This window comes from Rhizorhabdus sp. (assembly GCF_018006725.1).
Lineage (GTDB): Bacteria > Pseudomonadota > Alphaproteobacteria > Sphingomonadales > Sphingomonadaceae > Rhizorhabdus.
Genome location: NZ_JAGMXV010000198.1, coordinates 1 through 8,425, shown reverse-complemented (window position 1 = coordinate 8,425; position 8,425 = coordinate 1). Strand labels below are relative to the sequence as shown.

The 8,425-nt window shown below is 65.0% G+C and carries 12 protein-coding genes; 3 read left to right on the top strand and 9 right to left on the bottom strand.

What is annotated here, in order from left to right:
• The coding region (locus KAY22_RS20875; protein ID WP_296625167.1) for a tetratricopeptide repeat protein at nucleotides 1-738 on the top strand (738 nt) is incomplete at its 5' end.
• 17 nt (nucleotides 739-755) lie between these two features.
• Here KAY22_RS20875 and chrA read toward each other — a convergent pair.
• Nucleotides 756-2,159, bottom strand: coding sequence for a chromate efflux transporter (gene chrA / locus KAY22_RS20870; RefSeq protein WP_296625166.1), 1,404 nt, complete (start codon nucleotides 2,157-2,159; stop codon nucleotides 756-758).
• Nucleotides 2,156-3,112, bottom strand: coding sequence for a chromate resistance protein ChrB domain-containing protein (locus tag KAY22_RS20865; RefSeq protein ID WP_296625165.1), 957 nt, complete (start codon nucleotides 3,110-3,112; stop codon nucleotides 2,156-2,158). Before KAY22_RS20865 ends, chrA begins: the two co-directional genes overlap by 4 nt.
• A 337-nt stretch (nucleotides 3,113-3,449) precedes the next feature.
• Here KAY22_RS20865 and KAY22_RS20860 point away from each other — a divergent pair, with 337 nt between their 5' ends.
• Together KAY22_RS20860 and KAY22_RS20855 are read left to right on the top strand one after the other, a co-directional pair.
• Nucleotides 3,450-3,620, top strand: coding sequence for a hypothetical protein (locus tag KAY22_RS20860; protein WP_296625163.1), 171 nt, complete (start codon nucleotides 3,450-3,452; stop codon nucleotides 3,618-3,620).
• A 53-nt stretch (nucleotides 3,621-3,673) separates the two neighbouring features.
• The gene (locus tag KAY22_RS20855) at nucleotides 3,674-3,862 is read left to right on the top strand and encodes a hypothetical protein (protein WP_296625162.1); all 189 of its coding nucleotides are present in this window, start codon (nucleotides 3,674-3,676) and stop codon (nucleotides 3,860-3,862) included.
• A 70-nt stretch (nucleotides 3,863-3,932) separates the two neighbouring features.
• Here KAY22_RS20855 and KAY22_RS20850 read toward each other — a convergent pair whose 3' ends face one another.
• From KAY22_RS20850 to KAY22_RS20820, 7 genes are all read right to left on the bottom strand, one after another.
• On the bottom strand, nucleotides 3,933-4,157 hold the full coding sequence (locus KAY22_RS20850; RefSeq protein WP_296625161.1) for a hypothetical protein: 225 nt from the start codon (nucleotides 4,155-4,157) through the stop codon (nucleotides 3,933-3,935).
• A complete protein-coding gene (locus KAY22_RS20845; RefSeq protein ID WP_296625160.1) occupies nucleotides 4,154-4,369 on the bottom strand; it encodes a hypothetical protein in 216 nt (71 codons plus the stop codon). Before KAY22_RS20845 ends, KAY22_RS20850 begins: the two co-directional genes overlap by 4 nt.
• Nucleotides 4,370-4,392: 23 nt before the next feature.
• Complete coding sequence (locus KAY22_RS20840; RefSeq protein ID WP_296625159.1) at nucleotides 4,393-4,530, bottom strand: hypothetical protein; 138 nt, start codon at nucleotides 4,528-4,530, stop codon at nucleotides 4,393-4,395.
• A 138-nt stretch (nucleotides 4,531-4,668) separates the two neighbouring features.
• Nucleotides 4,669-4,875, bottom strand: coding sequence for a cold-shock protein (locus KAY22_RS20835; protein WP_296625158.1), 207 nt, complete (start codon nucleotides 4,873-4,875; stop codon nucleotides 4,669-4,671).
• A 255-nt stretch (nucleotides 4,876-5,130) separates the two neighbouring features.
• Nucleotides 5,131-6,324 carry a flavin-dependent monooxygenase gene (locus tag KAY22_RS20830; protein ID WP_296625157.1) on the bottom strand — a complete coding sequence of 398 codons (1,194 nt, stop codon included), beginning with the start codon at nucleotides 6,322-6,324 and terminating at the stop codon, nucleotides 5,131-5,133.
• 28 nt (nucleotides 6,325-6,352) lie between these two features.
• Nucleotides 6,353-7,273 (bottom strand): VOC family protein, encoded by a 921-nt coding sequence (locus KAY22_RS20825; protein ID WP_296625156.1) that lies wholly within the window; start codon nucleotides 7,271-7,273, stop codon nucleotides 6,353-6,355.
• Nucleotides 7,274-7,457: 184 nt separating this feature from the next.
• A partial coding sequence (locus KAY22_RS20820; protein WP_296625155.1) for a translocation/assembly module TamB domain-containing protein occupies nucleotides 7,458-8,425 on the bottom strand: 968 nt, incomplete at its 5' end.

Here is an 8,425-nt window from a genome sequence, read left to right as displayed (position 1 = left end):
TTTGGCAGCATGCGCGGCTGCACGATGGCCGGCTATGCTTATGCCCAAGGGCAGGGCGTCGTCGCCAACCCCGCATATGCCGCCTCCTACTATCACCGGGCGTGCGAAGGAGGCGAGGCGATCGCCTGTTCGAACCTCGGCTTGGCTTACGCCGGTGGCGTCGGGGTCGCCGAGGATATGATGCGAGCCAATGCCCTGTTCACCAAAGCCTGCGATAAGGGCGCCGTCGCCGGTTGCGCAAATCTGGGTGCATCCTATTCGCTCGGACGTGGCGTCGCGCGCGATCAGGTTGCGGCAGCGGCGCTGTTCCTTAAGGCCTGCGAGGCCGACAATATGCATGCCTGCTACAATCTCGGCGTGCTGTACCGTGACGGACTGGGGGTACGGCAGGACCACGCGAGGGCAGCGGAACTTTTCGACCGGGCTTGCGCGGCGGGCGATGCCGGCGCCTGCGGCAATCTCGGCTTCCTGACGGATGATGGGCGCGGGGTTCGTCCCGATCGCGATCGTGCGTTGTCGCTGTTCGATAAGGCTTGCGGTCTCGGCGACGCCGAAAGTTGCTTCACGCTCGGGCGCGCCTATCAGACGGGCAACGGCCGCGACCGCGATGTGGTGCGGGCGACGGAATTGCTCGAGCGCTCGCTCGCGCTCGACCCGGGCATGATCTCAGCTGGGGAAGCGGTTAAGGCGCTCGAACAGGCGCGGCAGACCGGCGCCACGTCGTCCGAGCGGCCTTAAGCATCTATCGGTGTTGCTCAGCTCAACAGCATGTACACCGCTCCCAGCAGGGCGCTGCCGAGCAGCACCGGGATCATGCCCAGCTTGAAGCGGAACACCGCGAGCGCGGCCAGCGCCGCGAGGGTAAGGGCGGGCAGGTCGAGGCTTGACGGCACCGGAGCATCGAAGGCGAACGGCCCGAAGGCGATGCGTCGCACCTGGCCGAACAGCGTGTGGATGGCGAACCACAAGGCGAGATTCAGGATCACGCCGACGACGGCTGCGGTTATCGCGCTAAGCGCCGCCGACAAGGCCTTGTTGCCGCGCAGCCGCTCGACGAAGGGCGCGCCCGCGAAGATCCACAGGAAACAGGGCAGGAAGGTCACCCAGGTCGTCAGGATCGCTCCCAGCGTCGCCGCTGCCAATGGAGGCAGGCCGGTCGAGCCGCGATAGGCGGCCAGGAAGCCGACGAACTGGACCACCATGATCAACGGTCCCGGGGTCGTCTCGGCAAGGCCCAGGCCGTTGAGCATCTCGCCCGGCTGCAACCAGCCATAGGTGCCGACCGCCTCCTGCGCGACATAAGCGAGTACGGCATAGGCGCCGCCGAAGGTCACCACCGCCATCTGGCTGAAGAAGGTGGCGATCTGGGTGAAAGGGGTGGCGGGGCCGGCGAGCAGCAGCAGCGCCGCGACCGGGGCGAGCCAGAGAAACAGAAAGGCGGACGATATCTTCAGCGACCAGCCGAGGTTCGGCCGCGCATGATCGGGCAGCCCTTCGCCAAGCGCCGTCTCCGCATCATGGACGATCGTTCCGCCGCTGCTGCCATGACCGCCGCCGCCCTTGAACGCCGAAAGCCCCATCCGCCCGCCCAGATAACCGCCCAATCCTGCCAGCAGGACGATCAGCGGGAAGGGGGCGCCCAGGAAGAAGATCGCCACGAAGGCGGCCGCCGCGATCCCGCGCATGACGCCATTGCGCAGCGCCCGCGATCCGACGCGGATCACCGCCTGGACGACGACCGCGAGCACGGCCGCCTTGAGGCCAAAGAACAGCCCGTCGACCATCGGCGTCTGGCCGAGCAACACATAGACGAAGCTCAGCGCCAGGATGGCGATGAAGCCCGGCAGCACGAACAGCGCACCGGCGACGAGCCCGCCTTTCGTCCTGTGTAGCAGCCAGCCGATATAGGCCGCCAGCTGCTGCGCCTCGGGCCCCGGCAGCAGCATGCAATAGTTGAGCGCATGAAGAAAACGCTCCTCGCCGATCCATTTCTTCTCTTCGACCAGAATGCGGTGCATGACCGCGATCTGGCCGGCCGGCCCGCCGAAGCTGAGCGCGGCAATACGCGCCCAGACGCGGACGGCTTCGCCGAAGCCGATGCCGTGATCGCGGGAAACCGGCGCCGGTGCGCCGGATGTGAAAGTAGCGGTCTCACTCATCGGGCGGATATCCTCGAAGTGAAAAAGGCGTGGAATTGGTCGAGCGTTTCGCTGCCGCGCGCGATCCGCAGCAAGTCGTCGTGGGTGGAGGCGCAGATGCCGGCCAGCATAGCACCGAGGCCGGAGGTTTCGGGACGGTCGAACTTGCCGTCGCCGATGTCGAGTTCGTGGATTATCTCGGCGATCGCCGCCAGCGCCGGATCTTCCGTGGGTCCGGCGCGCAGCAGCAGCGTTTCGAAGCTGCACCGGTCTTCTTCATGGGTGAACTCGGCATCGGTCATGTCGAAGCGGAGTTCGCCCATTGCCGGGTCGTGGGTGCGGCGATCGACGAAGCGGAAGGTCGCCTCCGGATCGACGAAGCGGCGGATCAGCCAGGCGCAGGCGATCCGGTCGACATGAACGCCGCTGCGGGTGATCCAGACGCGGCCGCGCAGGGAGTCGCGGCGGACGGCAGGGGCCGCATCGGCGCGCCCGACGTCGGGATGGGCATGGCGAAGCCGGTCGAGCTCGGCCATCGCCGCCTCGGCCTTCTGTCGGCCATGGGCACCGAAGAAATCGAGCGCCACAGCCTCGTCGAGCCGCTTGCGCAGCCGGTTGATGTCACTGCCGTTCGCTGGGCCTGTTTCGATCAGCCGCCGTGCGGCGGCGGCGATGTCGTCATAATCGGCGTCGCGGGCGGCATCGAACAGCGCGCTGACTTCCGCGTCGGACTGACCACCGATCAACCGGCCATCGATCAGGACTGCTTCGCCACCGCCGGCGACGATCTCCTCGATCAATGATCGCAAGGCCACTTCATTGGCGTCGCTGCGAGGCAGGATGTGCGCAGCGGTCTTGATCGCGACCGCGCCGATCGCCTGAAGACGGCGCCAGACCTTGACCCGTAAATAGGGCGGGCGGGTCGGCAATTGGTGAAGCAGGACCAGCCAGTCCCGCGATTTCGACTCGATCATGATATATGTGTATCCTGTTCCGGAGAAAAGATACACATATATCAATAAGGCTATGGGTGCTTCAGGCCTGCGCGATCGCTGCGGCCATTGTCGGAGCCCGCTCTGCGCGGCTCTATGCGGCGCACCTCTCCAATCTCGAATACCCCGAGGCCTTTGCCGAAATGGTGTCGTCTTTCCTGCGCCACGCGTGGCCTAAGCGGGGATTATCAGCGGCGGAATCCGCGACGGCGGGTATCGCTCGAGAGGCGGTCGTGCTAAGGCTGTGCCATCACCGGGACGTTCTTCGGCACCCGGTGACTGAGAGACCCCGTGCTCCCGCTGCATTCAGGGAGGCACCATGGATCTTAACTATCTGTTCGCGCGCCATCAGGTTTCTTTGATGAAGGCTTCGGCCGCCCTGTGCGGGGAGGCGCGTGCCGCGCATCTCGGCCTCGCGAGGCTCTATGCCGAACGCATCGACGATGTCCGCAATGGCATGCGTGGCGCGGGTCGGAGCGTGTTTCTCTGACCGCCACACAGGACGAGCCCGCCAGCCTGTGGCGCACCGTCGGTGGCAACACGATGCGTGGCGGGCGCCGCGCGCCGCAGAAAATCGCGGAAGGGTCTCTGGGCGAGATGATGGCGCTGGTGGCCGAGGAGGATCCCGAGGAAATCTGGCGACTGGTGATCCAGACGGGCGACGGCCGGCATTTGCGCTCCTCGGAACTGCGCGAGCTGCTGCGGTCGTCTGAGGATCCGTCGGCGCGCTGAGGCGGCTTCTCCTCCCAGGGGAAAAAGCCGCGCGCGCTTTGAATTCAGCCCGTACATTCAGGCTGTAAGCTCAGCCGTGCGCCGGTCCGTAAGTCCCGGTCACGCGGTGACTGTGCTGGAGCACCGCCCACACCGCATGATAGAGGTCCGCCCGGGCGATCTTGCCCAGGCGGGTGGCTTCCAGAAACTGGAAGTGGGCCTGACCCACCGAATCCAGGCCCCAGCGGTCGTGCAACTCTCTTGCAAGCTGCACGGCGCGGGGCTCGACCCGATAGCGATGGCTGGTCGCGGTCAACCTTCGACGTCCGCGCTCTGCTTCACGGCCTCTGCCGCGTCCTGAAGACGCCGCGCGGAGCGGGCTTCCTGGGCGGAATGGCGGACGGCCAGTCCGCGCCAGGCGCGTTCGGACCGGAGAAACTGTTCCTTGACTTCGGCCAGCACGCTCTGTTCGGCCTGCTGGGCGCATTCGTCGGCCCGGGCGATGCACAAGTCGCTGTTGGACGGCATGATGGTTCTCCCTTGTCCGGACCTTAGTCGACCATGTCGGCGACGAGACGCTTCAAATCTGCTCGCGACAGGCTCGCTCCCGGCAAGGGGGACAGGCGCTGGCGCTGGGGCTGGGTTCTGTAGTTGTGGGTGTTCACGTCTTTTTGAGTCTTGAAATACATTCTGCTTCCGTGGCGTCTTGCGCCAGTTCTTATGTGATTGATGGTGGTCAGGGTAAGGCAACCATTCTGGCTGCCGGATCTTCGGGCCGTTGCGGGAGATATCGGATGGATCCGATCCCTCCCGCGATCGTCGATTGATCAGGCCGCTTCGAGATTGACCGCCGACGCCCGGCCGCGCTGATCGGCTTCGATTGCGTAGCTGAGGCGCTGACCCTGTTTGAGGGTGATCATCCCCGCGCGCTCGACCGCGCTGATGTGGACGAAGCTGTCGCCGCTATTGTCCTCGGGCTCGATAAAGCCATAGCCCTTGGTTTCGTTGAAAAACTTGACGGTACCGATCGGCATGATGTTGTCCTTCACAGGCAAGATTATCGCCAGCCACATGGCTGTCGAGCTTGAAGCGCGTGAAAGGAAAATCTGCGTATCAGGCAGTAGATTCGTCGCAGGCGACGTGTAGCTTGTATCTAGATAGAGATTTTTATCGAAATGTCAATTCAACGAAATAATTGACTCGCCTTATCTGGGCGGCAATCATTACATAGTCTGTATTTATCCCGGGTCTATGACGCGTCGCGATCCTGTCGTGATCCCGGTCGTCGTTCAAATGAAGCTGTCTGCGTTTGGAGCGCCCAGCAGCACCCCGCCATAGTTGCGCCCGACCTTGGCCGGGTTATTGGCGACATGGGTTCGCCCGGCATGAATATCGCAGAAGATGCGTGAGATCGGTCGGTCCCGGAAAATCCCTTCGGCGCCCGAGGCGTGAAAGATCCGGGTGACGAGGTCGCCGCAGCGGCTGGATATCTGCGCCGATTGATAGCGGAACGTCAGCCGCGTCTCGACGTCGGCCTGGCGTCCGGCACGCGCCGTGGCCATCAGGTGATCGAAATTGCGGTTGAGCAGAGCCTTCATCTCGTCGATCGCGGCGGCGGTCTCCGCAACCAGTTCGAGTGTAGCAGAATCCTGCGCCGCGCAGGAGGCATCATTGTTCGACACGCGCGTGGCGCCCGCCTGGCGAAACAGGTCGAGCGCCCCCTGCAGCGCCCCGATCGACGAGCTCGATACGGCCCGGACGAACACCTGGCCGAAAGGCAGGCGGTAGAGCGGCGCGTCATTGACCTTCAGCCCCGGGCTGCTGACCGCGAAGCCATCCTTCGAACGATGAATGCGATAGGCGGGGACATAGGCGTCCTCGACGACCACATCATGACTGCCCGTCGCACACAGGCCGATCGTCTTCCACAGCGGCAGGATGGTGAAGTCGCGGCGGGGTACGAGGAAGGTCACGAAATCGGGTGCGCCCGTCGTCGGGTCGGCGATCATCCCGCCCAGAAAAGCCCATTCGCAATGGTCGACGCCGCTCGAAAAGCTCCAGCGGCCGGACAGGCGATAGCCCCCCTTGGCAGGCGTCGCGCGTCCCTTGGGCATGTAGGAGGAGGAGATGAGCGTGGCGGGATCCTCACCCCAGACATCCTCCTGAGCCTGCGGGTCGAACAGTGCCAGCTGCCAGTTATGGACCGCCAGAACGCCCAGGACCCAGGCCGACGACATGCAGCCTTCGGCAACCTTCATCTGCACCGCATAGAAAGTCTGTGGGTCCATCTCGTAGCCGCCGTAACGGCGCGGCTGGAGTATCTTGAAGAAGCCCGCGTCGCGGAAATCGGCGACCGTCCCGGCCGGAAGGCGGCAGTCGCGCTCGGCCTGTTCGGCCCGCTCCCGCAGGATCGGGATCATCGCCTCGGCGCGGTCGATCAGGTCGGCTTCGGTCGGAAGGCCAATGGCTCGGGTCAGGGTCATGCTCCGTCTCCTCTTTGTCTGTATTTCGTCAGGCGACCGCCGCCAGCCTTGCGCGCTCGTCAGCGCCGAAGCCGATGCTGAAATCATGGCCCCACTCGCTGACGGTGGTGAATTCGAAGGCGCTGTGGGTGGTCCAGTCGACCTGCAGGCCGCCAAAACCATATTCGAGCGCGAAGCCGCCGGGCGTGGCGAGGTAGAAGCTCACCATATGGTCGTTGCTGTGCCGGCCGAGCGTCGCCATCAGCCGCGCGCCCGTCCGTTCCATCCGGTCATGGGCGCGGCCGACCTCGTCCAGCGTGGGCAGCTCGACCATCAGGTGGACGCAGCCCGCCGGAACCTCGCCTTCGAACAGCGCGAGGCTGTGGTGACGCGGATTGTCGCAGTGGAGAAAGTCGATCCGCATGCCCGGGCCGTCCGCGCCGTGCGGGCGGTGCGTCATATAGTCGGAGACGTCGAAGCCCAGCACGTCGTGCAGAAAATCGCGCGTCTCGTCGATATTGGGTGCCGGCAGCACGACATGGCCCATGCCCAGCGGGCCGGTCACGAAACGCTCGACCCCGGCGGGCGACCGGAAGGGCGTGGGTGCAAGGGTGGGCCCGTGAAACAACTCGTGTCGGTTTCCTGCGGGATCGAGCAAACAGATCATGTCGCCCACGCTGCGCAGATCACAATCGGCGGCGGTCGCCTGTTCGAAAGGAACGCCCTTGGCCGCAAGCTCTTCTTTCGCCGCCTCGAAGGCGCGGCGGCTGCGCAACTCCCAGCCAGAGGCGTGATAATGGTCGGTGGCGGCGGGCAGAACCAGCATGCGCGCGGCGCGCTCGTCCATGCGCAGCAGAACCGCGCCATTGCGTTCTTCAGCGGCAAAGCCGGCCAGCTGCTCGCCGAAATCGATCCAGCGGCGCGGTGCCGTAGCGCCGATCACGCAATAGCCGAGGCCTGCGATATCCATGTCGAGACATCCTCTTCCGTTCGCCCCGGATTTGCCACCGGGCCGGGTCGCAGGAATTGATCTCGATCAACGGAATTGCGTTATGCGTTTCATGAGCCGGTCTATGGCGATGCAATCCGTATCAATTGGAAGATTGTGGGACGTTTTGCGTATAATTTGTCTTGGATTTTCTTCTGGGGGTTCCTCAATAATCCTTCGAATAGCGGATGCTGGCGTTCGACCCGCCGAAGGAACTGGTCTGGCTGAGCAGGCTGAGCGTCTTCGACAGCGAGATTTCCAGCTGGGTCGCCGTGAAGCCGCGCGCGTCGGTGATCACCTCCACATAGATATCGTTGGAGATATATTGCCCGGCCGCGAGCGCGGTGCCCCGCCCGGCGGTCTTGTCGGCGCCCAGCACGCGCAGCCGGTCGATGCCCGAAGCCGAGCGCAGCTTGCCGAGCGGGTTGAGCCCGCCACCCGATCCGCGCAGCGAGTTGAGCGCGGCTGCCAGCTGGATCGCCTGGGTCGGCGACAGCGAGGTCACGCTCTCCCCGAACAACAGCCGCGACAGCACCTCGTCCTGCGGCAAAGTGGGGGTGGAGGTGAAGCTGACCTGCGGGGCCATGGCGCGGCCACTGATGATGATCCGCGCCGTGACGCCCTCGATCGAGGTGTCGGCCGACAGGTCGAGTTCGGGGTTGGTCAACTGGCTGCCGTCGAAGCGGATCTCGCCCCGCTCGTCGAGGTCGAAGCGGCGGCCGGCGAAGGAATAGGTGCCGCGCACCACCGACAGGCGCCCGACGACGCGCGGGTCGCCCGCCGTTCCGGTCACGCGCATGTCGGTTGCCCATTCGGCCTCCAGCCCCATGCCGCTGACGAAGATCTGGTTGTCGGCGCGGATGCGGATGTCGAGCTTCCAGTTGCTCGGCGCAGGGCCATCGGCATTTCCGTCGGGTTTGAGCGGTTGATCGCCGCGACGGCGGACGCCGGTCAGTTCGGCGACCTCGGCCGCGCCCTGGCGGATGATCCGATAGCGCGCCTCGGGAATGCGCAGGTCGCCCTTGATCAGTCCGCCGCCGGGGCCGTTGGTGATATCGAGCGTGCCCGACGCCACCGCCCCCAGAGCATCGCTCTTCGCCAGACGCGCCTTTGCGAGCGTGGCCTTCCACTGGG

What these genes read in the sequence shown, in the direction of transcription:
- KAY22_RS20845 (WP_296625160.1), bottom strand. Translation starts at nt 4,369, where the DNA reads ATGCCGTCCAACAGCGACTTGTGCATCGCCCGGGCCGACGAATGCGCC.
- KAY22_RS20830 (WP_296625157.1), bottom strand. Translation starts at nt 6,324, where the DNA reads ATGACCCTGACCCGAGCCATTGGCCTTCCGACCGAAGCCGACCTGATC.
- KAY22_RS20835 (WP_296625158.1), bottom strand. Translation starts at nt 4,875, where the DNA reads ATGCCGATCGGTACCGTCAAGTTTTTCAACGAAACCAAGGGCTATGGC.
- chrA (WP_296625166.1), bottom strand. Translation starts at nt 2,159, where the DNA reads ATGAGTGAGACCGCTACTTTCACATCCGGCGCACCGGCGCCGGTTTCC.
- KAY22_RS20840 (WP_296625159.1), bottom strand. Translation starts at nt 4,530, where the DNA reads ATGTATTTCAAGACTCAAAAAGACGTGAACACCCACAACTACAGAACC.
- KAY22_RS20860 (WP_296625163.1), top strand. Translation starts at nt 3,450, where the DNA reads ATGGATCTTAACTATCTGTTCGCGCGCCATCAGGTTTCTTTGATGAAG.
- KAY22_RS20825 (WP_296625156.1), bottom strand. Translation starts at nt 7,273, where the DNA reads ATGGATATCGCAGGCCTCGGCTATTGCGTGATCGGCGCTACGGCACCG.
- KAY22_RS20865 (WP_296625165.1), bottom strand. Translation starts at nt 3,112, where the DNA reads ATGATCGAGTCGAAATCGCGGGACTGGCTGGTCCTGCTTCACCAATTG.
- KAY22_RS20855 (WP_296625162.1), top strand. Translation starts at nt 3,674, where the DNA reads ATGCGTGGCGGGCGCCGCGCGCCGCAGAAAATCGCGGAAGGGTCTCTG.